22 protein-coding genes and 1 pseudogene are annotated in these 25,090 nt (G+C 70.7%); 10 read left to right on the plus strand and 13 right to left on the minus strand.

The window, feature by feature from the left end; translation table 11 throughout:
* Nucleotides 1–2 precede the first annotated feature (2 nt).
* Complete coding sequence (locus tag ACLJQF_RS41890; RefSeq protein WP_410615868.1) at nucleotides 3–1,031, plus strand: LuxR C-terminal-related transcriptional regulator; 1,029 nt, start codon at nucleotides 3–5, stop codon at nucleotides 1,029–1,031.
* Here ACLJQF_RS41890 and ACLJQF_RS41895 read toward each other — a convergent pair.
* The 3 genes from ACLJQF_RS41895 to ACLJQF_RS41905 form a co-directional block, all read right to left on the minus strand.
* Nucleotides 1,024–4,707: a S8 family serine peptidase gene (locus ACLJQF_RS41895; protein ID WP_410615869.1), complete on the minus strand. Its 3,684-nt coding sequence runs from the start codon at nucleotides 4,705–4,707 to the stop codon at nucleotides 1,024–1,026. The two genes, ACLJQF_RS41890 and ACLJQF_RS41895, sit on opposite strands and share 8 nt — an antisense overlap.
* Before the next feature lie 137 nt (nucleotides 4,708–4,844).
* Nucleotides 4,845–5,738, minus strand: a complete 894-nt coding sequence (locus tag ACLJQF_RS41900; protein WP_410615870.1) for a hypothetical protein — start codon at nucleotides 5,736–5,738, stop codon at nucleotides 4,845–4,847.
* Nucleotides 5,735–6,085 (minus strand): hypothetical protein, encoded by a 351-nt coding sequence (locus ACLJQF_RS41905; protein ID WP_410615871.1) that lies wholly within the window; start codon nucleotides 6,083–6,085, stop codon nucleotides 5,735–5,737. The genes ACLJQF_RS41900 and ACLJQF_RS41905 overlap by 4 nt, the downstream gene beginning before the upstream one ends.
* 62 nt (nucleotides 6,086–6,147) lie before the next feature.
* On the opposite strand from ACLJQF_RS41905, the gene ACLJQF_RS41910 reads away from it, so the two are divergent.
* Together ACLJQF_RS41910 and ACLJQF_RS41915 are read left to right on the plus strand one after the other, a co-directional pair.
* Nucleotides 6,148–9,399, plus strand: a complete 3,252-nt coding sequence (locus ACLJQF_RS41910) for a CHAT domain-containing protein (RefSeq protein ID WP_410615872.1) — start codon at nucleotides 6,148–6,150, stop codon at nucleotides 9,397–9,399.
* Nucleotides 9,400–9,548: 149 nt separating this feature from the next.
* Complete coding sequence (locus tag ACLJQF_RS41915) at nucleotides 9,549–10,202, plus strand: TetR/AcrR family transcriptional regulator (RefSeq protein WP_410615873.1); 654 nt, start codon at nucleotides 9,549–9,551, stop codon at nucleotides 10,200–10,202.
* Nucleotides 10,203–10,220: 18 nt separating this feature from the next.
* Here ACLJQF_RS41915 and ACLJQF_RS41920 read toward each other — a convergent pair whose 3' ends face one another.
* Genes ACLJQF_RS41920 through ACLJQF_RS41930 form a run of 3 tightly spaced genes read right to left on the minus strand, consistent with a single transcriptional unit; the run spans nucleotide 10,221 to nucleotide 13,278 of the window.
* On the minus strand, nucleotides 10,221–11,321 hold the full coding sequence (locus ACLJQF_RS41920) for a catalase family protein (protein ID WP_410615874.1): 1,101 nt from the start codon (nucleotides 11,319–11,321) through the stop codon (nucleotides 10,221–10,223).
* A 17-nt stretch (nucleotides 11,322–11,338) separates the two neighbouring features.
* Complete coding sequence (locus ACLJQF_RS41925; protein WP_410615875.1) at nucleotides 11,339–12,664, minus strand: Dyp-type peroxidase; 1,326 nt, start codon at nucleotides 12,662–12,664, stop codon at nucleotides 11,339–11,341.
* A gap of 5 nt (nucleotides 12,665–12,669) precedes the next feature.
* Nucleotides 12,670–13,278, minus strand: coding sequence for a hypothetical protein (locus tag ACLJQF_RS41930; RefSeq protein WP_410615876.1), 609 nt, complete (start codon nucleotides 13,276–13,278; stop codon nucleotides 12,670–12,672).
* Between the two features lie 428 nt (nucleotides 13,279–13,706).
* Here ACLJQF_RS41930 and ACLJQF_RS41935 point away from each other — a divergent pair.
* A pseudogene (locus ACLJQF_RS41935) lies at nucleotides 13,707–14,444 on the plus strand (sensor histidine kinase); the annotation flags it as partial.
* A 99-nt stretch (nucleotides 14,445–14,543) separates the two neighbouring features.
* On the opposite strand, the gene ACLJQF_RS41940 reads toward ACLJQF_RS41935, so the two are convergent.
* Both ACLJQF_RS41940 and ACLJQF_RS41945 read right to left on the minus strand, forming a co-directional pair.
* The gene (locus tag ACLJQF_RS41940; RefSeq protein WP_410615877.1) at nucleotides 14,544–15,818 is read right to left on the minus strand and encodes a vanadium-dependent haloperoxidase; all 1,275 of its coding nucleotides are present in this window, start codon (nucleotides 15,816–15,818) and stop codon (nucleotides 14,544–14,546) included.
* 182 nt (nucleotides 15,819–16,000) lie between these two features.
* On the minus strand, nucleotides 16,001–16,351 hold the full coding sequence (locus ACLJQF_RS41945) for a helix-turn-helix domain-containing protein (protein WP_410615878.1): 351 nt from the start codon (nucleotides 16,349–16,351) through the stop codon (nucleotides 16,001–16,003).
* 618 nt (nucleotides 16,352–16,969) lie between these two features.
* Between ACLJQF_RS41945 and ACLJQF_RS41950 the strand changes: the two genes are divergently transcribed.
* Entirely contained in the window at nucleotides 16,970–17,230 is a 261-nt protein-coding gene (locus ACLJQF_RS41950; RefSeq protein ID WP_410615879.1) for a hypothetical protein, read from the plus strand.
* 145 nt (nucleotides 17,231–17,375) lie between these two features.
* Here ACLJQF_RS41950 and ACLJQF_RS41955 read toward each other — a convergent pair whose 3' ends face one another.
* Nucleotides 17,376–17,663: a hypothetical protein gene (locus ACLJQF_RS41955; RefSeq protein WP_410615880.1), complete on the minus strand. Its 288-nt coding sequence runs from the start codon at nucleotides 17,661–17,663 to the stop codon at nucleotides 17,376–17,378.
* Nucleotides 17,664–17,734: 71 nt separating this feature from the next.
* Between ACLJQF_RS41955 and ACLJQF_RS41960 the strand changes: the two genes are divergently transcribed.
* Entirely contained in the window at nucleotides 17,735–18,298 is a 564-nt protein-coding gene (locus ACLJQF_RS41960) for a hypothetical protein (RefSeq protein ID WP_410615881.1), read from the plus strand.
* An 82-nt stretch (nucleotides 18,299–18,380) separates the two neighbouring features.
* Here ACLJQF_RS41960 and ACLJQF_RS41965 read toward each other — a convergent pair whose 3' ends face one another.
* Nucleotides 18,381–18,755 carry an STAS domain-containing protein gene (locus ACLJQF_RS41965; protein WP_410615882.1) on the minus strand — a complete coding sequence of 125 codons (375 nt, stop codon included), beginning with the start codon at nucleotides 18,753–18,755 and terminating at the stop codon, nucleotides 18,381–18,383.
* Nucleotides 18,756–19,248: 493 nt separating this feature from the next.
* On the opposite strand from ACLJQF_RS41965, the gene ACLJQF_RS41970 reads away from it, so the two are divergent.
* On the plus strand, nucleotides 19,249–19,911 hold the full coding sequence (locus ACLJQF_RS41970) for a lytic polysaccharide monooxygenase (protein WP_410615883.1): 663 nt from the start codon (nucleotides 19,249–19,251) through the stop codon (nucleotides 19,909–19,911).
* Between the two features lie 169 nt (nucleotides 19,912–20,080).
* Complete coding sequence (locus ACLJQF_RS41975) at nucleotides 20,081–21,535, plus strand: RICIN domain-containing protein (protein WP_410615884.1); 1,455 nt, start codon at nucleotides 20,081–20,083, stop codon at nucleotides 21,533–21,535.
* 57 nt (nucleotides 21,536–21,592) lie between these two features.
* Here ACLJQF_RS41975 and ACLJQF_RS41980 read toward each other — a convergent pair whose 3' ends face one another.
* A complete protein-coding gene (locus ACLJQF_RS41980) occupies nucleotides 21,593–22,150 on the minus strand; it encodes a TetR/AcrR family transcriptional regulator (RefSeq protein WP_410615885.1) in 558 nt (185 codons plus the stop codon).
* A gap of 82 nt (nucleotides 22,151–22,232) precedes the next feature.
* Here ACLJQF_RS41980 and ACLJQF_RS41985 point away from each other — a divergent pair, with 82 nt between their 5' ends.
* Complete coding sequence (locus ACLJQF_RS41985; RefSeq protein ID WP_410615886.1) at nucleotides 22,233–23,687, plus strand: aldehyde dehydrogenase; 1,455 nt, start codon at nucleotides 22,233–22,235, stop codon at nucleotides 23,685–23,687.
* Nucleotides 23,684–23,896, plus strand: coding sequence for a hypothetical protein (locus tag ACLJQF_RS41990; RefSeq protein WP_410615887.1), 213 nt, complete (start codon nucleotides 23,684–23,686; stop codon nucleotides 23,894–23,896). The genes ACLJQF_RS41985 and ACLJQF_RS41990 overlap by 4 nt, the downstream gene beginning before the upstream one ends.
* Here the strand turns inward: ACLJQF_RS41990 and ACLJQF_RS41995 are convergent.
* Entirely contained in the window at nucleotides 23,854–24,345 is a 492-nt protein-coding gene (locus ACLJQF_RS41995) for a carboxymuconolactone decarboxylase family protein (protein ID WP_410615888.1), read from the minus strand. The genes ACLJQF_RS41990 and ACLJQF_RS41995 overlap by 43 nt on opposite strands.
* A 69-nt stretch (nucleotides 24,346–24,414) precedes the next feature.
* Nucleotides 24,415–25,020, minus strand: coding sequence for a hypothetical protein (locus ACLJQF_RS42000; RefSeq protein ID WP_410615889.1), 606 nt, complete (start codon nucleotides 25,018–25,020; stop codon nucleotides 24,415–24,417).
* Nucleotides 25,021–25,090: the final 70 nt, after the last annotated feature.

Here is a 25,090-nt window from a genome sequence, read left to right on the forward strand (position 1 = left end):
GTGTGCTGGAAGCGCTGGGCATGACTCCCGAGGAAGAACGGGTCTACCGCGTGATCGTCGGCGGGTACCGGACCGCGCCCGACGAGATCGCGGGCAAGATCGGCGTGGGCCGCGGCGAGGTGGCGCCGATCCTGGACGTCCTGCTGGCGAAGGGGCTCGTCAACCTGGCCGACGGGCACTACGTGTCCGCGCCACCGGACGTCTCCCTCGGCCCGCTGCTGGTGCACGGCCAGGAGAAGCTGGAGGCCGCCCGGGCCGCGGTGTCCCAGCTCGCCGAGGAGTACCGCGGCAGCGCGCGGCGGCGGGACTCCGCACAGCTCGTCGAGGTCGTCACCGGGGTGGACGCGATCCGGCGGCAGGCCCTCGCCATCCAGCGCGGCGCCCGCGAAGAGTCCCTGTGGTTCTGCCTGGAGGGCAACGTCGCGATGGCGGCGTCGGAGAACGTCGAGGAAGCGCTGGCGCAGGCCCGCGGCGTGCAGTACCGCGTGATCTACGAGACCGGTCTGCTCGAAGAACCCGGCCGGATCGTCAACGTCCTGGAGGGGATCGAGGGTGGCGAGATCGCCCGCTCGATCTCGAAGCTGCCGGTGCGCCTGGCCATCTCCGACCGCTCGGTGGCCCTGTGCCCGCTGGTCAGCCACGACAGCACGGGCGAGCCCACCGCCGCGCTCGTCCGGGAAAGCAGCCTGCTGTCCGCGCTGGTCGCGTTGTTCGAGGTCTACTGGGAACGCGCGTCGCCGCTGCGGATCGGCGACACCGCGCCCACCGCCCACCTCGATCCCGACGAGCGGAAGCTGCTGTCCCTGCTCATCGGCGGGGTCAGCGACAAGTCGATCGCGACCCAGCTCAACGTCAGCTACCGGACCGTCCAGCGGCGCCTGCAGGACCTCATGCGCCGGGTCGACGCCCGCACCCGGATGCAGCTGGCCTGGCAGGCCAGCAAACTCGGCTGGCTGGACGAGCCGAGCCCCGGGCACCTCCTGCCGCGAACCGGCGGAAGGCACCCGGAGCCCGTGCGCGACGCTATTTGAGCCCGTACGCCCGGAGCACCGTCTGGTCGACGGTGTCCCCCGCGTTGTCGGTGGCCTGCACCCGCAACGCGACGTAGGAGTTCGTGGCACGGAGCGACGGGTGGTCGATCGTGGCCTCGAACGACTTCCCGGTGCGCGTGACGTCGACAGCGCGCCAGGTCTTGCCGTCGTCGTAGGACGCCCAGGCCTTCATCGACCGCACGTCCGGCGCGGCCATCCCGTCCTGGAACCGGGCGGTCAGGCCGATCCTGACCTTGCGTCCCGCCGGGAGCCGGTTGCCGGAGTCGGCGTCCACCACGTAGTCCAGCTGCAGCAACGGAAGCAGCGCCGGGGCCGCCGACCGTGCCGAGCGGAACGTCCACGACGTCTGCGTGCCGGTGCCGAACAGCCACTCCGGCGAATCACGCCGCACCGACAGGTCGAGCCGGTAGGTCGCCGGGTCCGCGCCGGCGGGGAAGGTGCCGAACGCGTACGGCTGTTCCGACACGAGCTTGCCGTCGCGGAACAGTTTCGCCGACGTGGTGGCCGGCCCGGCCTGGTCGTCGCCTTCGTTGAAGCCGTAGTGCCCGGCCTGGCTGTCGACGAACTCCGGGATCCGGATCCGCAGCTTGTCGCCTTCGCGGGTCGAGTCCATGCCCGGCACGCCCCGCGGGATGGCGGGCCGGACGACCGGCGCGAACCAGTCCTCGGTGAGGTTCTCCTTGCCGGTGTAGGTGCGCGGAGCCGTGGTCATGCCGCCGGTGAGCGGGGACATCTCGTCCCAGATCAGGCCGTGCTTGACCCGGTGCTGCCACTGGATGTCCCCCGAGCTGACGTACTCCTGGCGGGTCGACGGCGTCGCCACGTACCGCTGGTACTCGTTGACGGCGAAGTCCTGCCACGGCTTCCACGCGAACCGCTGTTCCTTCGCCTCACCGCCGCTGCCGGTCTGGCGGTAGTGGGTCGTGATGGTCGCGGTGTTGGCCGCGGTGACCCGGTGGACGGGCTTCTCCGGGATCCGGTCGCGCTCGGTCTGCACCACGTCGTAGAGGTACGGGCTGACCGCGATCCCCTGCAGGCTCAGGAAAGCTGGGAACCGGTTGATCTTGGCCAGCAGGGCTAGCCCCTCGTCCCGGTCGAGCTGGACGGTCGGGATCTTCAGGAACGGCGCCGCGCTGATCGACGGCACCGAGGCGGTGCTCCAGCCGTCCGGCACGACGATGAAGACGATCGCCGCCCCGGCGTCCGCGGCGGCGCGGGAGACTTCGTCGCGGTTGTAGTCCGCCGGGTCCGGGTCGACGATCGCGGCCTTCCCTCGCACGTTCTTGAAGTCCGCCGGTTTGCCGTGCCCCGCGGAGACGGCCTGCAGCAGCCGCCACCCGTCCAGCTTGGGCGACCCGGCGAGGTAGCGGTTCGTCAGCGGATCCCGGCCGCCCAGGACGTTCACCGTCAACGGCGGCGCGATCCTCGACCAGCGGGAGCCGAACTCGAAGGCCCCGGTCGTCACCTTCGGCGTCGGGGTGACCCGCAGTTCGCGGGTGTAGTCGAACTGCATGGCGTAGTTCGCGATCCGGCGCGGGCCGAGTTCCCGGTAGGTGTAATAGCTCCAGATCCCGGCCTGTTCGGACGGCTGCGGGGTCTGGATTTCCACCTTCACCGCCTTGCGGGCGTCCAGCACGATGGCCGTGTCGCCGGTGACCCGGATCTCCGGCTGGACGACCTGGAACGCGGTGAGGCCGTCTTCGGTGCCGTTGACCTGGGCGGTCAGGTAGTACACGCCCGCGCCGAGCTCGACCGTCAGGCCGTCGCCGGCCAGCCAGGTGTTGACGTCGAAGCGGTAGTCCTCGCCGTACATCAGCAGCCACGGCGCGATGGCCGGCTTGCCCTGCAGGTCGAGGGCGGTGAGGGTGACCTTGTGCTTCGGCGCGGTCTTGTCCGCGCCGAGCGCGGTGTGCACTATTACGCCGTTCGCGGTCGCGGTGAGCCGCCCGCTGTAGGTGCCCGGCGCCAGTTTCGCCGGGTCTCCGGTGATGGTGACGGTCGCCCGGCCGCCGACTGGAACGTCCACTGTGGACTTACCGAGCCGGATCCCGTCGGCGGCGGGGACACCGGCGAGGGACTTGGCGTCGAGGGTGAGCTTCAGCGAGACCGGCGTGGTGCCGATGTTGGTGTAGGTGACCTCTTTGGATACCGGCGCCCTGCCGTCCTCGACCGCACCGAGGTCGAGCGTGCCGGTGGCGAAGACCTTCTGCTTCACCGCGCGCGCCACGTCGACCCGGCCGCCGCCCTGCTCGAACACCGAGAGCCCGGTGGCGGTCAGGGAGGTGCTGGACAGCGCGTCCTTGAGCTGACTGCCCTTCCAGTCGGGGTGCTGCTGGGCGAGGATCGCCGCCGCACCGGCGACGTGCGGCGTGGCCATCGAAGTGCCGGAGGCGGCGGTGTAGTGGTCGTCGACGACGTCACCCATGGCAGTCCCCGCGGCGCGGGCGGCGACGATGCCGACGCCGGGCGCGGTGATGTCGGGCTTGACGGCGTTGTCGCCCAGGCGAGGGCCGCGGCTGGAGAACGACGCCAGTCGCTCGTCGCGGCCGACCGCGCCGACGGTCAGCGCGGCTTCGGCGGTGCCCGGCGAGCCGACCGTGTAGGCGCCTTGTTCGCCGTCGTTGCCGGCCGCCACCACGAACAGCGTGCCGGTCTGTTCGCTGAGCGCTTCGAGGCCGACGCTGAGCGGGTCGGTGCCGTCGGTCGGGCCGCCGCCGAGGCTCATGTTGACCGCCTTGGCGCCGGAGTGCGCCGCCCACTCCATCCCGGCGAGGACCCAGGACTCGTAGCCGAAGCCGTCATCGTCGAGCACCTTGCCGACGAGCAGTTTCGCACCCGGCGCGGCGCCCTTGAGCTTGCCGCCCGAGGCGGCGCCGGAGCCCGCGATCGTCGAGGCGACGTGCGTGCCGTGGCCGAAGTGGTCGGTCGTGTCGGGGCTGGTCGTGAAGTTGACCGCCTCGCGCACGCGCCCGGCCAGGTCGGGGTGGGTGGGGTCGTAGCCGGTGTCGAGGACGGCGACCGTGGTGCCGGTGCCGTCGTAGCCCGCGGCCCACGCCTCGGGGGCGCCGATCTGCGGGACGCTGCGGTCGAGGGAGGCGCGGACCTTGCGGTCCAGGGAGATCCGCTCGATGTTTCCCGATGAGGCCCAGAACGCGGTGGCGTTCGCCTTACCGGCTCGCGCCGAACGGCCGTTGACGCTGGTCAGCGTCGCGCCGAGCTCGGCTTTCGCCGGGGCGACAGCCCGGAGGTCCGTGCCCTGACGATAGGTGAGGATCAGCGGGAGGGTCGCCGACTGCTCGTCGGCGTACCCCTCGGCGATCAGCTCGGTGACGTCGAAGAGGGTCCGGTCGACCTGCTTCGCGCCCAGTCGCGGAGTGACGTCCTCCGGGAAGACGCTGAGGTGACCGTCGACCTCCTGCTGGTGGAACCGGATCTTCTCCCGGCCCGGCGCGGGCCGGACGGTGGCGGCCTGCTTGCCGCCGGGCTGCCGTTCGACCTGGACGACGTCCCCGGTGAGCAGGGTGACCGAGTGGCGTTCGACGCCCGCGGGTGACGGCGCCGCGTGCGGGCCGGGCGCCGCGTTCGCGGCTCCGGCGGTGCCCGCGGCGAGGGTGCCGGCGCAGGCCACGACCAGAACAGATGATCTCCAGTGCATCGCACCAGGCTCGCCCCGGCGCTGTCATCCGTCACTAGGGCGGACGCGTCCGAATCACGACACGTCGCATCTTCGTCAGCGGCCGGCCTCCCGGCGGAACACCGAGCCGAGCGGTCTGGACCAGTCGCCGCCGCAGCTCAGCGGCCCTTGCGCACGATCGCGGTCACCTGCTCGCCCTCGCCGATCTCCAGCGGCCCGACCGGCCGCTGCGTCTCGACGCCGACCCCGGCCGCCAACGCGCAGCCGTACAGATCGAGCGCGGACTCGACCAGTGCTGTCAGGTCGGTGATCGCGGCCCGGCCGCGTACCCAGCCCGTCGTGCCGGCCACCACCGCCACCACGACGGCCGGCCACCACAGCACGCCGAGCACGAGCGCCGGCCAGGCCCAGCTGGCGACGGTGACCGCGGCCGCGAACGCCCCGTTCGCGGCGGTGATCTCGGCCCGTGCGGTCGCCGGCATGGTGAGCCAGAAGCGGGACCACGCGAACGGGAGATCCAGGCCGTACCGGTCGGTCGCGATCCTTTCCACGGCGTGGATCCGGTCGCCCATCCAGGTCGGCCGGCCCGGTCTCGCCAGCGCGACCGCGTTCATCCGCGCCGCGGCGAGATCGATCTCGCGCTGCGTCGAGACACTTCGCGTGCCCGCCGGGTGTGCGGCCTCCAGTTCCCGGCGGCGGCGCAGGTGCCGTTCCCACCGGCGGGCCCGCCGGGCCGTCAGGATCGCCCCCGGCCACCGGCCCAGCCACAGAGCGCGGGTGACGCCCGTCATGGCCTGGACCACCAGCCCGACGCCGGCCGACGCGAGCAGTGCCGCCACGAACACCACCGCCTGCGCGGTGCCCGGCCGGCCGGCGACCGACGTCGCCGCCGCACTGAGCGCCTGCGTCGCCATCGACAGGTCCAGCGCGTGCTGGTGCCCCAACCGGACACCGGCGATCGCACCGGCGACGAACAGCGTGCCGGGTACGAGCAGCAGGCCGACCCACCGCTGTGCGAGTGTTTTCGCCAGTTCCTGGAAGAAGCCGCTCATCGAATGCGCTTCATCGCCGAATCGGTCACCTGGCAACGCGGCACCGGCCCGGCGGGGACCGGCCGTTCCTCGCGCGAACAGTGGCCGTGCGGACAGCCGAAGAGTTCCTCGTGTGCCCGGCCGGCACCGGCGCCGGGCAGCCCGCGGTGCAGCGAGCGGAGTCCGGTGGCCGGGTCGATGTCGAAGTACCGCTTGAGCAGACCGGAAATCGGCCTGCCCTCGGCCGCCGCCCGCTCGATCCGGGCCAGCTGCCCGTGCTTCGTCTCGTCGAGCCGCGCGACCTCGGCACGCAGATTCGCCAGATCGAGGCAGAACCGCGCCAGCACCTGCCGTTCGGCGTCGTCCATCCGGTTCTCCCCCATCCCGCTGCCGGGATCGCGCGGCGACCCGGTGGGTATGATATCGGCCGGTGGCATCTGACGAGGCGTTGGCTCGGTTGTCCGAGCGGCTGGCCGACTTCCAGCGATCGGGTCGGCCGGATGCGTTGTTCGCGACGGCGGCCACTGCCGAGGCGGACGTGGTGGCCTCGATCGCGTCGTCCGGCACGGACGACCGTCGCACCACGGCCTGTGCGGTGCTCGGCCGGCTGCACTTCTTCCGCTCCACCGCCCTGGCCGCGGCGGCCCAACGCACGGAACTGGCCAAGGCGCTGACCTTTCTCGCACCCCTGGCCGGCAATCCGGGCGTGCTGCCCGATCCGCTGCGCTCACTCCTCGGCCCGACGGCCGACGCGACCGCCCAGGACCAGGTCGGGAGCGACCTGCTGCGTGCCGCCTTCCGCACCCACGACCCGGATCTGCTCGGCGCCGGAATCTCGCTGATGGCGGCCGCGGTGGCCGCGACCGCCGACGACGATCCCCGTGCCGGCATCCGGATGGCGATGCTCATCGTGGGTCACCAGTGGCGTTACCAGCGCACCCACCGTCTCGACGATCTGGAGCGGACCATCGAAACGGGGGAACGCGCGATGCGCATCCTCCGGGAGGACCACCCGGAGTTCGCCGGAATTCTGTCGAACCTCGGGTTGGCCCATCGAGCCCGGTACTCGCGGACCGGGGCGATGCCCGCTCTGACCCGCTCGATCGAACTCGCCGCGACGGCGCTGGCCGCGCATTCCGCCGACGACCCGAGGCGCGCGGTGTGCTTGTCCAATCTCGCCGACGGCTATCGCGACCGGTCGGCCAGAACCGGCGACCTCGCCGACATGGGCGCCGCGGTCGACTGCGCCGAGCAGGCGTTGGCCTGCACACCAGCCGGACACCCCGATCACGCCGACTACCTGTCCAGGGTCGGCGCGATCTACTTCCGCCGGTACGAGCGCCTCGGCGACGTCGCCGACCTGCGACGGGCGATCGAGTCGGAGGAACGGGCGCGCACGGCGGACCCGGACCTGCACCGGCCATCGACCGACCTGTGCGTGCTGTATCGCGAGCGGTACCAGCGGTTCGGCGATGTCGCGGACCTGCATCGGGCCATCGAGTCGGGCGAGCGGGCATTGGCCATGCTGCCCGAGGGCGACCTGCGTCGGGCCGTACCGGCGTCCATGCTCAACCTGGCCTGTCGCCACCTGTACGAGGCGACGGAAGTCCTGGCCCACCTGCGGCGCGCGATCGGCTACGGCCGGTTGGCGGTGGCGACGGATCGGCCTGGTTCCCTGGACCGGGCGAGCGCGCTGGGCAATCTCAGCCCCGCACTGCAACGACTCTACGAGCACACCGGTCTGCTGTCGGATCTCCAGCAGGCCATCGACGTGGACGAGGAGGCGCTCGCGCTGCTGCCCGACGGCCATCCGATGCGCGTCACCTCGCTGTCCAACCTCTGCGTCGCCTACCGGAACCGGGCAGAGCACACCGAGGCGTCCGCCGATCGGACGCACGCCATCGAACTGGGCGAGCAGGCGCTGGCCGCCATCCCGGCCGACGATCCGACCCGGGGCATCACCATCCGGATGGTCAGTGCCGCGCATCGGGAACGCTTCGAACGCCACGGCGACATCGCCGCCCTGAACCGGGCCATCGAACTCGCCCACCTGGCGCTGGACACGCTGCCCGCCGACCACCCCGACCGTTATCGCTACCTGTCCGAACTCAACATCGGCTACCAGCGCCGGGCCCGGTATTCCGCCGACCCGGCCGACATGCGACGCGGTATCGAGTTCCAGGAACAGGCGCTCGCGTGTCTGCCGGACAGCCATCCCCAGCTGGCCCTGGTGGCCACGAACCTCGGCCAGGCGCACCACCAGTTCGCCACCACCACGGGTCGTCCGCTGGACGAGGAGCGCCTCGGTCCGCTCATCGACGTGATCGCCGGCTCGGCCGCCACGGCGTCGACGACGCAGCAGGTGCGCTCGTACCACGTGGCCGGCCGGCTGGCGACCGTGCTCGGCGACCACGTCCGTGCCACGACACTGCTGGACTCGGCTGCCGCACTGTTGCCGTCGGTCCCGCCGCCGGGCGCGAACTGGCGGGACCGCGAGTACCGGATCGGTCAGTACACGGGGCTGGTGCGGGAAAGCATCGCCGCGCACTGCGCGATCGACGATCCCGAGGGCGCCGTCGAGGTGGCCGAGCTCAGCCGGGGCATCCTGCTGGCCGCCGAACTCGACGTCGACACCGAATCCGTTGCCGCGCCGACGTTTCCGGAACTGCGAGCGGCGGCGGCCGACGGCGTGGTGGTCCTCGTCAACACGGACCTCCGCCAGGGCGAGGCGATCATCGTCACGGCCGCCGACGATCCGATCCTCGTCCGCCTGCCCGATCTCGGCGGTGCCGAACTGCACCGGCAGATCCAGCAACTCATCGACGTCAACCAGCAAAGCGGGTTCGCCGCGACCCTGCACCGGCGGCGCGTCATTCCCGACGTCGCCGGCTGGCTGTGGGACGTCGCGGTCGCCCCGATCCTGGCCGCCCTGCCCGCCACCCCCCGGGTGTGGTGGATGCCGGCCGACCTGCTCAGCCTGTTCCCGTGGCACGCCGCCGGACATCCGGGCGAACCGGGCGCGCTGGACGCCGTGGTCTCCTCCTACACGGCGACCCTGCGCACGCTGACCCACTCCCGGTCCCGCCCATCGGCGACCGAGCGCAGGCAACTGACCGTCGCCGTCCGCGATGCCCCGGGCTCGACGCCACTGCCGGCCACCGCCGGCGAAGCCGAACACCTGCACGACGCCCATCCGGGCCTGCCACTGCTGTCCGGCGAGCACGCCACGACCGACGCCGTCCTCGCCGCGCTGCGCGAATCGACGTGGGCGCATTTCGCGTGCCACGCGGATGCCGACCTGCTCGTGCCCTCCCGGAGCGGAATCCGGCTCCACGACGGAATCCTGTCGCTGTCCGCGATCAGCCGGCTGCGACTGGCCGACGCCGAACTGGCGTATCTGTCCGCCTGCTCGACCGCGAACCCGGGCATCAACCAGGCCGACGAGTCACTGCACCTCGCGTCGGCCTTCCAGCTGGCCGGCTTTCGCCACGTCATCGCCACCTTGTGGCCGATCGCCGACGACATCGCGGCCACCGCCGCGCGCGAGATCTACCGGCACCTGGACGGGACGCCGTCGGCCGGCAACGCCGCCCTCGCGGTCCGGCGGGCCACGCTCGACCTGCGCGCCGAGTACCCCGAACGCCCGGATCTGTGGGCGTCGCTGATCCACAACGGTCCCTGAGACGCTCCGCGGGGAAGGCCGGCCGGCGTCGACGACCAGCCGACCGGCCTCCCATTCGACGACCTGGCCGGCGGCCAATTCGCTGCCGGGTCCGGCCATGGTTCACCAATGATTGATTCATCAGTATTGTGATGCCCTATCATCGAGGCATGGCAACATCCCGATCCGGCCGCACCGAACCCGGCACTCGCGCCGAACGGCGCAAGGCCAACACGCGGCAGAAGCTGATCGACGCCGCGCGTGGTTTCCTGGCGAGCGACACGCATTCCACGGCGAGCATCCAGGACATCACCGACGCCGCGGACGTGGGTTTCGGGTCCTTCTACAACCACTTCTCCAGCAAGACGGAGCTCTTCCAGGCGGCGGTGTCGGAGGTGCTGGAGGAACTCGGGCTGCTGCTGGACGAACTGGCCGGCAGCGTCGACGATCCGGCGATGGCCTTCGCGCAGTCGGTGCGGTTGACCGTGCGCCTCGCGGTGGCGCGGCCGGAGATGGCCCAGGTGCTGGTGCGGCACGGGATGGCCTACATCGACGCCGACGAAGGTCTCGCCCCGCGTGCCCTGCGCGACATCGAGGCAGGTGCGGCGTCGGGCCGGTTCCGCGTCGGTGAGCCACGGATCGCCCTGGCGACCACCGCCGGCGCGCTGCTGGCCGTGTTGCACGTGTCGCTGGTGAATCCGGGCGGCGTCACCGGCGCGACGTGCGACGAGGCGGCCGAGCAGCTGCTGCGGATGCTCGGTGTCCCGCTCGACGAAGCGCGCGAGATCGCGACGGCGCCGCTGCCGGCCGTCGATCAGATCTGACGACCGGCACGACACCGGTCAGGCGGGCAGTTCGGCGATGGTCGCCGGCTCGTGCCGCTCGATCCCGTTGTAGCCGTGGCGGAAGCCGCTCGACTGCGCGTAGGCCCGGCGGCGGGAGCGCATGATGGAGCCGAGCGGGCGGTGGGCCTCCAGGGCGTGCCACGGGTTGAACGACAGGACGTCGTCGGCGTAGCGGCGGCGGGCGTCGCTGTAGGCATCCTGGGCCGCCAGGTGGAGCGTCGCGACGACCTGGTGCGGCGACAGATCCTCCGGCCACCGCACGGAGGCGTCCTCGACGGGCATCGTGTCGAGGACGGTGCACAGCTGGGCGCGGAGTTCGTACTCGGCGTCGTTGCCCGCGAAGAAGTCGACGACGAGGTCGCGCAGCGCCGATTCACCGGCCTTCTTCTCGACCGGGGTGCCGGTGAGCGCACGGACGTTCGGCGAGCGGGGTGCCGCGGAGATCTTGGCGACGTAGTCCCCGTAGCGCAGCGCGGCCATGGAGTGGAAGGTCTCGCCGAGGATGTGGTTGTTGGCGGCGGCCAGGGTTTCCACACTCGGCGGGATCGGCCGTCCGGCGCGGTGGAGCACCCGCGCAGCGGTGCGGGCGGCCAGACCGGCGAGCTGCAGCTGGCTGTCGCTCTGGCCGGGCTGCTTTTCGAGGATCTTCTGCAGGTCGGCGTAGGCCCCGATGGTGCCGAACGGCAAGGTCGGATGGTTGACGAGCAGGAAATCCTGCGTGCTGAACCCGTCGTCGATCGCGCGGGCACCGGGTACCCCGAGGACCTTGATCGCGAAACCGCGCTGGACCGGGACCTGGTCGGAGCGCAGATCACCGGGCGCGGTGGAGAACCGGACGATCACCGGGTAGCTGCGCGCTTCGGCGAACAGGCCCTGGGCCAGGTGTTCGGGCAGATCCGGCCGCACCCGCAGTTCGCCGGCGAGGATGCCGTGGCTCTTGGCGTGGGCGTCGCGCAGGCCGTGCCGGTGTTTGGCCGCGACCTGTTCGTTGGCGTGCTGCATCGCGGCGACGACCTGGCGGGTGAGCTCCTCCTCGTCCGGGAAGGGCTGCTCCAGGTCCGGGCGGTAGCGGACGTAGGTGGTGGTGGTTGTCGACATCGGCGGTCTCCTGGGTCTCAGGTGCTGAGCCAGCGGATGGCGGAGAGGCTGGGCATGAAGAAGTACTCGCCGCCCCGCAGGGTGTTGAAGCTCTGGATGCCCTGCACCCGGCGCGGGGGTGTGCCGGGCACGGTGAAGTAGGCGCCCGTGTCCTGCAGCGAAATGAGCGGGTCTTTTTCTTTGCCGAGGCCGACGAAGTTGCCGGAGTTGACCCATTCGCTCTGCAGGAACTCGACGTTGTCGATCGCGCGTGCGCCGAGGGCGATGAAATCCAGCCCGCGATCCCTGCCGTCGTCGGACAGCGCCGTCGTCGGCTCGCCGAAGGAGGTGCTGCGCCGCACGACGCGCCGGATGTTGACGTCGGTGAGCACTTCGAGCTTGGTGTCGCGCGGGTTCATCCGGCGGATGTGGGAACCCAGCGGGGTCTTCAGCCCGCGCGGGTCGTCGGCGTAGTCGAAGTCGTTGATCCGGCGTGGATCCTCCCCGAGTGCCGGGTCGTCGCCGGTGGGCGACAGCGCCAGTGGCGCGCCGCTGCGCCAGCGGCCCACGAGCTTGGCCGCCAGCAGCTCTCGTTCCTGCTCGGTCCGCCCGTTGTCCCGCAACCACCGGTTGAACGCGGCCACGTGCGAGTGGTATTTGCGGAACACGACAAAGGTTCCGTTGCGGCCGAGCACATCGGGCGCCGGCATGGCCAGTGGATGGCCGGTTTCGCTGGGGTAGCCGAGCACGAACTCGCCCGCCTTGATCGGCCGCCCATCGCCCGGCAGCGGCTCGGCGCCACTGCCCTCGACCACCGGCTGGGAGAACCCGTCCCGGTAGCCGAACACGTTGAACCCGTTCGCGCCGAAGTCCTGATGCGACAACAACTTCACGCCGGGCAGGCCGCGCAGCTGCTGCTCGTAGCCCGTGACCTCGGCGCGCCGATCGGCCTCGTCCGCGGCATAGACGGTGACGGCCAGGTGCACGGCCGGGCCGCCGAACGGGGCCTCCCAGTGCTCCGGCGCGTTCGGCCCGGTGTCGCGCAGCCGCTCGGCACGCCCGGCCATACCGGCGCGGAAATTGGCCGGAAAGGAGTCGAGCGACGCCTGCGGCACGCCCAAGGCCACCAGCCCGCGGTAGCTGATCGCCAAGGCCAGCCAGGACGGGCGCGGCTCGTCCCAGCGGGCCGCGGAAGGCACGCGCGGGGCCAGGCGCCGCAGCAGCTCCTTGCCCGCAGCCTGGTCGGTGATCTCGATGATCGCGTGCGTGCCGAAGTAGGGCTCCGGCCGCGCACGCAGCACCGTCGCCTGGATGTCGTCCAGGTCGAGCGTCGGACGCCTCTTCAGGCGCCGGAACACGTCCACGGCCGTCAGTTGAGGTCGCCGAGGAACTTCTGCACCGTGGCGTCGAGCCGCTTGAGACGGTTGGTCTCCGCCACGGTGACGTTCGGGTGCGACACGAACCACGCCTCGGCGGGGATCTGGTACTGGACGATGAAGTCCTTGACCTCCGGCGAGGCGATGCCCGGCCAGCCCTCGACGTTGCTGAACAGGTAGTCCATGAACTCGGGGATCTTGGTGGCGAAGTCGTCGATGTAGGGGTCCCACTCGCCGTCGTAGGCCGTGGCGAACAGCAGCTTCGTGTCGTTGTCCAGGAACACGAACCGCATGTTGTGCAGCGTTCCGACCTGACCCGCGCCCGCGAGGTTCCCGCCGACCAGCCGGAAGAACTTCCGCAGCCGCTCCGCGCCGTTCGGCTTCAACGGCATGATGACCGTCAACTCGGAGACCTCACCGCTCTTGGCGCCGACCCGCCCCGCGGTCGTGACCGCGTGCTCAGCCTGCTCCTCCTTGTCCGCCAAGAATTCCGCGATCCGCAGCTTCAGCGCGACCTTCGCATCGGCCAGCACGGTATCGACCTTCTCGCGCACCGCGACCGGCAACCTCTCGAACTTCCCCTGCAGCTCCTGCACCGCCATTACGCACCTCCTCGATCGACGGCCCGGGCCAGCCCCGGGCCGATGGTTTCATCAAAAGTGATGATGTCATCAGCCACTGGGGTTGCGCAAGGCGACTCCGGTCACCTCGATGGGGGAAATCTCGCCCGGCCGGGCAGGCAGCGCGAGATCAGGTCGAGGAAGGCGGCAACGCGTGGGCTACGTGACGCGATGAGCTCACCCTGGCGCCGGAGGGCGAGTGGGAGACCTTCGGCGATTGATGAGTCCGGGGGGCCGCGCCGATGATCACGACCGGAACGTTCACGACGCCACCCCGAGTGCCACGAGGTAAGCCGGCGGGCGCGGTGAGGTGGCGCCGCACCTCGACGCGGGCAGGGACGGCGTAACGGCCCAGGACACCCGACACCTTCGGTTCGTCCACTTCGGACAAAAGCGGCAATGGCGATCACATGCCGTGCTCGATCACCGCGTCGACCGCCACGCCGTCGAACGGGGCAAGCGCCTCGGCGATCGCGCGGCGGGTGGCGTCGGCGCGCAGGGCGAGCTTGCAGGGCCAGCCGTCACGCAGCTCGCCCAGTCCGTCCAGCAGATACCCGTTCTCGTCCCGGCCGCGCGGCCGGCGTCGACCGCCTTCGGCCCGGACGCGGACATCGGTGACCTCGACGCGGAGCTGGCGGCGTCCACGGTCGTGGTCGAGGAGCGTTCAGCGTCGCCGAGGTCCTGGCCGCGTTGTGGTCCATCGACCGGGAGCGGGTGCACCTCGCCTGGAGACGGTCGACCTCGCCCACGTCGTGACCGGAATCCTCTCGTCCCGCCGCGACCAGGCCGCCGAGAAGGGCATCGAACTCGCCGAACACCTCGCGCCCGCGGTGACAACCGGAGACCCGAGACTGATCGAAAGCCTCGTCGCCAAGCTCGTCGACAACGCCATCCGTCACAACCACCCGGACGGGCAGGTCCGAATCACGACCGAAAACTCGGGTCCCGGCGTGGCCATCACAGTCGCCAACAGCGGCCCTGTCGTACCCGAAGACCAGCTCCAGCGACTGTTCGAGCCCTTCCAACGGCTCTCGGCCGACCGCAACGACCACCACAGCGGCCACGGTCTCGGCCTGGCCATCGTCAACGCCGTGGCCCGAGCCCACCACGCCGCCCTCACCAGCACGGCACGCCCCCGGGGCGGCCTGGCCGTCACCGCCGCTTCGCACCCTCACCTGAGTCCGGCACCTCCCGCCCAGGGTGTTGACCACTCCTCGCCCGGGCGCCGGCGAGCCGACCCCGTCTGTCTACAGTGGACAGCTGCCGTGATGGGTGGGTCCGGTTCCCTTCAGCAGCCGGGTGGCGAGTACTTCGGTCGCGACGCCGCGGCCGATGGCAAGACCCGCCTGGTTGCTGAATTCGAAGTGCTGTCCCCCGAATATCCGTGACCGGCCGGCCTCGGCGGCGGCCGCGGAGAAGCTCGGGTACGTGCGCGCCTGGCCGCCCGGTGCGGTGTCCGTGGTGTGCGTGAAGGGAATGTTGTCCGTGCAGAAGAACCCGGCCAGCACGGCGGCCGCCGCGCCGCTGTAGGAGCTGTGCCCGGACGGGTATTCCGGTGATCCGCCGATGCTGCCGGCCCGCGGGGCCCAGTTCGCGTTGGGCTGCGTCGACGGGTTCCCGTCGGTTTCCGCCTCGCGGATCGCCGTGGTGGGACGCCAATGACGGTAGGTGAACTTGGTGCCCACGGTGGGAACCGTGGTGTCGGCCAGCGTCATCGTCAGCAAGGCCAGGAGGCGCGCCGAGGTGGGCAACGGCAGGCCATGGGACACGGTCAGGGCGATCTTCACCCACTCGCCGGCGGGTTGGACGGTGCCGGCCGGCAGGGACCAGAACTGGAAGGTGGCGAGCTTGTCGGGGGCGGGTATCCCGGCGTCGCCGAGCAACGCGACTTCGGCAAAAGCGGCGGCATAGTCCAGGCTGTCCACGGCAGGCGGCGGACCCGGTACGTACCCGGCGGGGGTGCCGACGGCGAACGGACGGACGTTGCGGTACTGCACGCCGGACCACTCGGCCCGGAACACACCGGGGCCCGAGCCGGCGGGCTGGCTCTGCACCGGAGTCGAGCCGTCGTCGGCGCGGGAGGCCACCACACGCTGGGCGACCGCACGTCCCCAGCGCACCCCCGCGTCGCGCTGCCGGCCGGGACGCAGGCCGGCCAGGTCGGCCTGGAGTTGTGTGTCGTAGCCGGCGGTTCGGGCGGGGTCCAACCGGACGAGGACGGCGTGTGCCGCGGCGACCGCCGCGGCCTGGGGATCGGCACCGCGCGGGCCGGGGCCGGGAATCAGCGCGGGGGCGCGTGCCGGCCTGGCGAGCCCGTTGACCGCGTCGTAAACGGCAACGTTGAGCATCGCGTAAGTGCGGGCGGCGTCGGCGTCGGTGGCGCGGGTGGCGCGTACCGCGGCCAATGCGAACTCGTTCCACACTCGCACACTGTCCGACCGCGGCTCGGCGACCGCGGGTGCGGGCGCGCTCAACCCCACTCCGGCCAAACCGAGCACCACGGCCAAGACAATCTTCTTCACGGCCTCGCCTCCCGAGTCGCCCACGAAATTCGCCGTCTCGACGGTCCCATCGTGTCGCGATTCCAGCGGCCCTGCGACGGCCACTCGAGGCGACCTGGCTGGTACAAACGGCTGTCCCGCTCGGCGGTTCGGGACACCGAGCGCGACCCGCGAGCTTTCGAGGGTCGCGCCGAGGCAGGTCGTCAGTGGGGCTGAAGGGGGTCGGTCGCGGGCCCGGAGTTCGTGTTGCGCTGCTGCGCTTCGTGGAGCTGGTCCTCGAGGGTGACGATGCGGCAGGCGGCATCGATGGCGGTCCCCTGGTCGACCAGCTCCCGCACGCGGGCGGCCAGCCGAAGCTGGTGGCGGGAGTAGCGCCGGTGACCACCGACGGACCGCTGCGGCGCGATCAGCCCGGCTTCGTCGAGACTGCGCAGGAATCCTTGCGTGGCGCCGAGCATCTCGGCGGCCCGGCCCATCGTGTAGGCGGGGTAGTGCTCATCGTCGAACTTGTCGGCCGCGCTCGGCGTGGCCGGGCCTTGTTGGTCAGGAATCAATTCCACCTCCACGTCACAGAGGACCCCGGGTGCCACTGCGGCACCCGGGGTCCTCGAGGGTAGGGATTTTCACCATTGTCAACCGGCGCGACCGCCGGCGTCCTGCACCCGCATCCAGCGTGAAGCCGGATCGTGCGGGGATCGCTTACTCGTGACCGAGCACCACCTCCGAACTCGATGGGACTGCGGCACCCGCGCGGCACTACCTGGCCGCTGCGGGCGATCCAATGATGCTCCCGTTCCCTTCTTTCCGATACTTCCCACTTACCTGGTACTGCACCTTCACTTGCTACTGCACTACTTGCTATTGCACTTGCACTTGCATTACTTGCTACTGCACTTGCCGCGAGCGCCACTGCCGGAACCCTTCTACTGATCGATCCCAGCACGCTGACGCTGCTCCCGGTCACCAGCCGGGACCTGTTCCTTGATTGGCCCCGTCCTGCCTGACCACTTCTGTCTCACCTCGCGGGTAGTTTCGTCCTCTCCCGCGCCTGCTAGACGTTGTCTCTCTCGCTACGAGTAGAAGACTACACACACCTGCCGTTGAATGTCTACTCCAGTCACCTTAGATTTTCGGGCAGGGCCGGCAGGGGTACCGAGTGGAGGGTGCAGGCGATGAGCGACGAGGTCATGCAGGATCCGCTCGGCAAGCGTTACGGCCTGCTCGACGTGCGTGACCTCGACGAGTACGCCGACGCGCTCACCCGGCTCGTCGAGCGGGGCCGGCGGGAACGGTGCGCGGCGGTGGTCTCGGAGGCCGAGGCCTACGCCGCGGCGGAACTGCTCGGGCAGTTCGCGCAGCTGGATCCGCACTCGCCGCTCAACCAGCTGGCGGCTTCGCTGGCCAGCCGGATCTACCGCCGTCTCGGCGCCTGACCGGCCGGCCGCGCGCTACCGACGTCGAGCGCCCCGGGGGTGCGGCTCAGGCCGGGCTGTTCGCGAGCACCAGGTCGGCGAGTTCGGTTCGCGCGGTGACGCCGAGTCTCCGCGGCGGCGCGAGCCGATGACGATCATTCAGCCGTTAGCGTCTCCCCGTCTTGGAGGTGCTGCGGAGCGACTGGTTCCCGATGTCACGGGGTTCGATCCGGCGCCGGCCGGCCGGATGCCGGCCACCGCCGCGTGCGTGGCTGCCGACGTCATCCCGAAGGTCGCCGACGCCGGCGTGTGCCGGGAGCACGAAGCCGCGCGCGTGCAGGTCATGCACAACGGGCCGTTCGTCGAGGAAGGCGGCTACTACGGCACCTGGATGGCCAAGGTCATCCGGACGCTGCGGGGCCACCACGAGCCGCAGGAAGAGATCGTCTTCCACCGGATCCCGCCTGACTCGACGTCGGGCGCCGCAACGCCGCGCTCAACGGCTGCGAAGACCGCGTCCGGTTCGTGCCGGCCGCGGTCGGAGCCGCCCCCGGCGAGCTGCTGGCCTTCGAAGCCGAGAGCGACGGACAGGTGTACGACGTCCCGCAGCACGATCTGGCGTCCCTGCTGGCCGAAACCGGGCTGGACCGGGCCGACCTCGTGCTGGCCGACGTCCAGGGAGCCGAGACGGTCCTGCTCGAGCGCGCTCGCGGCGACCTCGAAGCCGGACGGGTGCGGTTCTCGTCGTCTCCACCCACCACCACGGCATCTCCGGCGACCCGCTCACCCACCAGAACGCCCTCCGGATCCTGCTGGACGCCGGCGCGCACGTCATCGCCGAGCACTCCGTCGGCGAATCCGTCAGCGGCGACGGCCTCATCGCGGTGTCGTTCGACCCGCGCGACAAGGACTTCACCGTCCCCCGTCACCCACGCCCGCTACCGCGACTCCTTCGCCGGCGAAGTGGAGTACGACCTCGCCGCCGCCGTCCGCGACGCCGACCGGCTCCGAGCCGAGCTGGCCCGCACGGCCGCGGAGCGCGACGAGTACCAGGCGGAACTCGAGGCCGTCTTCGCGACCAAGCTCTGACGCTGGGCCGCGAAGCTCCGGGAAATCTACGCGCGCTCGACCCGATCTTTCGGGCGGCGGCCGTAGCCACCCAGGTGACTGGTCAAGCCAGTTCGATCGCGTCGGCGAACCCGACCGGCAGCAGCTGGATGACGCGCAGTGCCCGGCCGGCCGCGGCGACGCGCACCGTGCAGACGATGCCCCGCCCGGTGGCGAGCCGGTGGCCGTACTCGATGGCCGCCAGGCCCGTGGCGCTGAGGAACCGCACGCCGCGGAGGTCGAGCACCAGGTGGCTGAGCGGGCCTTCCACTTCGGTCGCGATCAGCTCCCGCAACCGCGGGGCCGTGGCGACCTCGAGGTCACCGACGACCTCGACGACCCCGGTGTCCGGCGCCGGCCGGTGGATGGTGAGCCGGAACGCGGCGGGCGCGTCGACGGCCGGGGACTTCGCGGGCAGCGTGTTTTGACGGTGGGTCACGGTGGCCTGCTTCCTTCGGCCACACCTAGGTACAACGCTGAAGTGAAATCGCGGAAAAGGGACCGCGCGACAATCGATGCCCCGAGCGCAGGGGGTCTATCCGGTGCCGGCCGCCTTCTTGACCGCTCACCCCAGCATAGGTCACCCGGCGCCGTGCGGCATACCGCCGGTGGGGCACCCGCAGGCGCTGGGAGACTCCGTCCGAGGTCAGCGGGCCCGGCGCGGCGGACAATCGGGGGGAATCCCCGAGGCACCCCGGGCTTCGGGTCAGGGATTCCGGTTCCGGCCGGTGGAGACGCCGGTGGTTCACGCAGGCCGAAAGTTTCGGTGGAAATTCCGGTCTTTTCGAAAACGCCGACGATGGGGAATAACCACATTCCTGGTCCGGCGTTTGGTTGACGTTTGTCCGGATCAAGAATAAGCTGCTGCCACCCTGGGAGCGCTCCCACATGAACCACCACCACTCGCTCTTTCTGAGAATGGAGGCTCATCCATGCGCAAACGCGTCTTTTCCGGGTCGGACACCGGACGACGAGGCCTCATCGCCTTCGTCATCGCCGGCCTGGCCTGCCTGTTCGTCGGGGTACCCACCGCCTCGGCGCACGGGACCATCGTCGGCCCCGCCACCCGGGCCTACCAGTGCTGGAAGGACTGGGGCAGCCAGCACACGAATCCCGCCATGCAGCAGCAGGATCCCATGTGCTGGGCGGCTTTCCAGGCCAACGCCGACACCATGTGGAACTGGATGAGTGCCCTGCGGGACGGGCTGCACGGCAACTTCCAGGGCGCCACGCCCGACGGACAGCTGTGCAGCAACGGCCTGGCGCGCAACAACTCCCTGAACACCCCCGGCCAGTGGCGGACCACCAGCGTCGGCAGCACCTTCTCGATGCACCTCTACGACCAGGCCAGCCACGGTGCCGACTTCATCCGGGTCTACGTCAGCAAGAACGGCTACGACCCGGTCACCCAGCGGCTCGGCTGGGGCAACCTCGACCAGGTCACGCAGACCGGCCGCTACGCCCCGGCGAAGGACATCACCTTCAACGTCCAGACCTCCGGCGGTTACCGCGGGCACCACGTCGTCTTCACGATCTGGCAGGCCTCGCACCAGGACCAGACGTACATGTGGTGCAGTGAAGTGAACTTCGGCTGACCCACCGGACACCGTGCCGCATTGAACGGACGCGTTCTGTTCAATGCGGCACGGCCGTGTTCTTTCGTGACCGATCTTGAGCGTTTCGCTTCGGAACTCTGGCCGTTCCCCCGGGCGAGGTGTTACCCAGTGTCTCGAAGCTGCGCAGGGATCCGGGAAGGAACCAACGATGAGACCAACCCCCTCCGTGCTCCGCAGGACGCTGTCCAAGGCGCTCCGGTTCTTGGCGGTGACCGCACTCGCCGGCGGGCTGCTGGCCGCCGTCCCACCGCAGGCCCAGGCGTCCACCTCCGGGCTCAAGGGCGTCAACTGGGCCGACACGCGGGACAACTTCGTCAACGGCGTGCTCTACGTGTCCGGGCTCGGCGCCTCGGACACCTACTCCTCGGCAGCCGCCACGGCGAACCAGGTCGTCGGCCAGCTGTACTCGATCACCGGGGCCGACACGGTCCGGCTGCCGATCAACGAACCGACGGTCTCCGGCTACTGGGGCACCTACACCGGGGCGATCGACACCGCGCTCACCAAGGGCAAGGTGATCCTCGCCTACTGGGCCTACACCGGCGGCAAGCCCACGGACACGGGCCGGTTCCAGCAGATGTGGGACACGGTCGTCGCCAAGTACGGCAGCAACCCGAACGCCTACTTCGAGGTCATCAACGAGCCGTACGCCTACAGCGCGGGTGACCTGAACAACTTCTACAACGCTTGGCTGGCCCGGTATCCCGGCGTGCCGCGCGCCCGGGTGATCCTCGACGGCACCGGGTACGCCCAGAACGTCCCGGCGGTCGGCGGCGACCGGCGGCTCGACGGGACGCTGCTGGCGGCGCACGACTACTCGTTCTTCGCCGGCTACGAAAGCGAAACCGAGTGGGCCGACCACATCGGCGGCTACATCGGCGCGTACGCGGACCGGACCGTCGTCACCGAGTGGGGCGGCCCGATGTCGCCCGGCAGCAAGAACGGCGTGCAGTACGGCACCCTCGACTACAGCATCCCGAGCGGGTCGTTCTTCGCCGACTACATCCGGGGCGTCAGCGAGAAACTGCGGAGCCTCGGCGTCGGCAGCGTGTACTGGCCGGGCCTGCGCGACGGCGACTGGTACAGCATGACGACCAAGGCCGGCACCGGTCCGGGAATCAAGCTGTCGCTGTCGAACCCCAGCGGGCTGACCCGGCTGCGGTACGCGTGGGGCCTGGGCAGCGGGGGCGGCACGTACGTCCGGATCGTCAACGCCGCCACCGGGCTGGCCGTCGACGGCCTGGGCCGGACGGCGAGCGGCTCCGGTGCCGGGCAGGCGAGCGGCGACCCCGGCCGCTACGACCAGCAGTGGGTCATCGAGAACTCCGGCAACCGCGTGCGGATCAAGAACCGCGCCACCGGCCTCTACCTCGACGGCGCGGGCCGCACCACCAACGGCGCCGCGGCGAGCCAGTACACCGGCGGCAGCAGTGGCAACCAGCAGTGGTCGGTGGTGACCGACGCGAACAACGTCCGCATCCGCAACAGCGGCACCGGGCTGTACCTCGACGGCATGGGCCGGACCGGCAGCGGCTCCGAGCTCGGCCAGTACGCCGACAGCGGCAGTGCCAACCAGCGGTGGCGCATCGTCGCCGCCGGCTGACCCGCCCTACCGCGGCAGGTCGTGAGTGGTAATTAGGGTTAGAACCCTAATTACCACTCACGACCTGCCCGCGTCTTCTTTGCCGAACGCCCGCAGGAACGTGTCGACGATGACGTCCGCGGCCTGGACGTCGTTCAGGACCGACAGGTCCTTTGTGGACAGCTGCAGCAGTGACCCCAGGACGCTGCCGGGCCAGCGGGCCGGCAGCCCCACCCGCAGGAAGCCCTCGTCCCTGGCGCGCTTGAGAAACCGGTCGACCTCCTCGACCGCGCGCAGGCGGCGGGCCCAGATTTCCGGGTCCGAGCGCATCCGGCTCACCTCGGTCGGCCAGGTGCGGTTGACCCTGACGATCCCCTGGACGTACCGGTGCAGGGCCACCGGGACCGGCGCCTCCCACAGCTGGGCAGCCTCGATCACCGCTTCGATCGCGTCCAAGCGGGCCTGGTAGACCGCGGCCAGGAGCTCCTCCCGGCTCGTGAACCGGCGGTAGACGGTCCGGCGGTCGACGCCGGCCTCCGCCGCGATCGCCGCGATGCTCGTGGCCGGATCTTCGGCGAGCATGCGGGCGCCCGTGGTCAGCAGCAGTCCGAGATTGCGTGCGGCATCGGCTCTCACTCTCCCACCCTAGCACTAACCGTCACATTACTGAGACAGTTAAGTGCTACACTGATGTGGCAGATCAACATAGGGAGCAGCGGTGATCACCTACGGAGAACTCTTCATCGGCGGCACGTGGACCGCCCCGAGCAGCACCGAGCTGCTGGACATCCGGTCCCCGCACGACAACTCGGTCATCGGCCGCGCCGCGCAGGCGCTGCCCGCCGACGTCGACCGCGCCGTCGCCGCCGCCCGGAAAGCCTTCGACGAGGGCCCGTGGCCGCACACCTCGCCCGCGGAGCGGATCGCCGTCGTCCGCAAGCTCGCCGCCCTGCGCGAGAAGCGCGCCGACGAGATCGCGGCGCTCATCTCCGCGGAGAACGGCTCCGCGCTCTGGTTCACCAAGGCCGGACAGCCCGGCCTGACCCGGCAGGTCAACGCCTATCTGAAGGCAGCCGAAGAGTTCGGCTGGGAGGAGACCCTCGAACCGTCGGATCCGGCCGCGCCGTTCCGGTCGGTCGTGCGCCGGGAGGCGATCGGCGTGGTCGCCGCGATCATCCCGTGGAACTCGCCGTTCTCCTCGGCGTCCGCCAAGATCATCCCCGCGCTGCTCGCCGGCAACACCGTCGTCCTCAAGGTCTCGCCCGAGAACACGCTGAGCATGAACCTCCTCGCGGAACTGCTCGCGGAAGCCGGCCTGCCCGAGGGCGTCATCAGCGTCCTGCCCGCCGACCGCGAGACCAGCGAACACCTGGTCGAGCACCCGGACGTCGACAAGATCGCCTTCACCGGATCCACCCGCGCCGGGCGCCGCATCGCGTCGCTGGCCGGGGAGCAGCTCAAGCGCGTCAGCCTCGAGCTCGGCGGCAAGTCGGCGGCGATCATCCTGCCCGACGCCGACCTCGGCGCGGCGATCCAGGGCCTGAAGTTCGGTGCCCTGCTCAACAACGGCGAATCGTGCATCGCGCAGACGCGCATCCTCGCGCCGCGCAGCCGCTACGAAGAGGTGGTCTCCGGGCTGAAGGACCTGATCGAGTCCCTGGGCGTCGGCGATCCGGCCGACGACGGGACGTTCATCGGCCCGATGGTCCGCCGCGACCAGCAGGAGCGCGTCCTCGGCTACATCCGCCTCGGCGTCGAAGAGGGCGCGCGGCTGGTCACCGGGGGCCCCGAAGTCCCGCCGGGCCTCGAAGCGGGCAACTACGTCACGCCGACGCTGTTCGCCGACGTCGACACCTCCATGCGCATCGCGCAGGAGGAGATCTTCGGCCCGGTCCTGGTCGTCATCGCCTACGACGACGAGGACGACGCCGTCCGCATCGCCAACGACTCCGAGTACGGCCTGTCCGGTGGGGTGTGGTCGGCCGACCCGGCACACGCGCTCGCCGTCGCCCGCCGCGTGCGGACCGGCACGGTCACGATCAACGGCGCCCCGATCGGCTTCGACGGCCCCTTCGGCGGGTTCAAGGCCAGCGGCCTCGGCCGCGAGTACGGCGCCGTCGGGCTCGGCACCTATACCGAGTACCAGACCATCACCGTTCCGGAAGCCCGATGACGCTCGACGTCCTTTTCACCTGGTCGATCGGCGCCGCGTTCGGGGTCGCCGCCTTCGGGACCCTGCTCGGCGAGGACGTGGCCGGGCACGTCGGCGGGGCGTTCCTCGCGATCGCCCCGGTGGTCGTGCTCGGCTATGTCCTCGCCGCGCTGCTGAAGCGTCCCGCTCAGCCGCGTTCGGCCAGCGCGGCGAACATCCCGGGCTCGTAGGACCCGCCCTTCTGGTGCACGATCACGGCGAGCCGGTTGGCGGCGTTGATCAAAGCGACCAGCGCGACCAGCGCGGCGACCTGCTCGTCGTCGTAGTGCTCGCGCACCCGGGCCCAGGTCTCGTCCGAGACGCCTTCGGCCGCGTCGGCGAGCCGGGTCCCCTCCTCCGCCAGTGCGAGCGCGGCCCGCTCGGCCTCGCTGAACACCGTCGACTCCCGCCAAGCGGCGACGAGCGCGAGCCGGACCGCCGACTCCCCGGCCGCGGTGGCTTCCTTGGTGTGCATGTCGAGGCACCAGCCGCAGCCGTTGATCTGGCTGGCCCGCAGGCTGACCAGCTCCTGGGTGGCCTTCGGCAGCGGCGACCGGTCGATGACCTGCCCGAGGCCGGCGAACCGCTTGGCCAGCCGGGAGCCGGTCTCGGTGGTGAACAGGTCGAGGCGGGTGTCCATGGTTTCGTCCTCACTGGGTCGTCGGGTGGAACGACCTCAAGACACCGGCGGGGCGAAGCTTGTGACACCTCAGTCCTCCGGGTCGGCCACCTGGAGTTCGACGCGGTGCCGCAGGTAGTCGTCGGAGTGGGTCCGCGCGAGGTGCACGGCCTCGGCGACCAGCGGATGCAGCCCCGCGGGGTAGGCGGCCGGGTCGAGGGTGAGCTGGGGCAGGACGCACCGGCGGACGTCGAGGTCGTCGTTGGCCACGAACTCGCCCAGCGCGGCGCGGTTCCAGCGGTCCTGAAGGTCGTCGAGCGTCTCGAGGGAGGCCCAGTACCAGGCGCGGGCCGCCCCGGCACGCTCCGGGTTCGTGCCGGTCGTGAGGACTTCGAGGAGCGCCTGCTGCGTCCGGCGGGTGCCGAAGGCGGCCTTGAGCGGCTCGACGAACTGCCGGTCGAGGCTCGGGTCCGGGTCGTGGACCGCCGCGCGGACGAGTGCGCCGAAGAACGGCTCCGGGAGATCGGGGTAGTCGTGGTCCAGGTACCCCAGCGCTCGGCGCAGGACGATGCGCTGTTCTTCCTCGTGCTCGGGGGCCTCGGCCGTCCGGGCGGGGAGGTGGGCGCGGCACAGCTCGATCAGCTCGGCCAGGCAGCGCGGGAAGCCGTCGCTCGCGGCCCGGTCCGGCAAGGGCATCAGGTTCATCGTGCCCGGTCCGTCGCCCCGGCCGATTCCGGCGTTACCGGACGTATCACCGCCGGTCCCG

Origin of the sequence: Amycolatopsis sp. lyj-109 (assembly GCF_046548995.1) — a bacterium.
Taxonomy (GTDB): Bacteria; Actinomycetota; Actinomycetes; order Mycobacteriales; family Pseudonocardiaceae; genus Amycolatopsis.